At 37.7% G+C, this 745-nt stretch carries 1 pseudogene; it reads left to right on the top strand.

What is annotated here, in order from left to right:
* Nucleotides 1–31 precede the first annotated feature (31 nt).
* Nucleotides 32–745: pseudogene (locus AC1DUW_RS31320) on the top strand (alpha-amylase family glycosyl hydrolase); the annotation flags it as partial.

Genomic DNA, 745 nt, shown 5'->3' with positions numbered 1-745 from the left:
TTTCTGGGTTGGTGTCTGCTAAATCTATTACAACCCAGAAAAGTGGACAAATGATAAACCTGCGCTGAATAGCCCTGAGGATGCAATTATCTATGAAATTCATATCAGGGATTTATCGATTCATCCTGAAAGTGGAATTCAAAATAAAGGGAAATTTTTAGGAGTAACGGAAATGGGTACCAAGGGTCCTGAAGGAGTTAAAACTGGTCTCGATCATATTAAGGATTTGGGTGTGACTCATGTACAATTTATCCCCATTTTTGATTTCGCTACTGTCAATGAATTGAAATTAAATGAACCTCAATATAATTGGGGATACGACCCAAAGAATTATAATGCACCAGAAGGGTCTTATTCGACTGACCCCTTTCAACCAAAGCTCAGAATTCGTGAGGCGAAGCAGATGATCCAAGCATTACATGATAAGGGATTACGTGTAATTATGGATGTAGTTTACAATCACGTATATTCGGTGGATGATTCTAGCTTTAACAAACTTGTACCTAACTATTTTTTTCGCTTTAACGAGGACGGCACACTATCCAATGGTACCGGCGTAGGAAACGATACAGCGTCCGAACATAAAATGATGCGTAAATTTATCGTTGAATCTGTAATCTATTGGGTGAAAGAGTTTAACCTCGACGGCTTTCGTTTTGATTTAATGGGGATTCATGATGTGGAAACGATGAATGAAGTGAAAAAAGCTATTGATGAAATTGATCCGACTATTATTGTTTTAGGA

The organism is Peribacillus sp. P4_C12, from assembly GCF_056402095.1.
The sequence above is the reverse complement of the archived record's forward strand: the minus strand, read 5'-3'. Positions and strand labels throughout refer to the sequence as shown.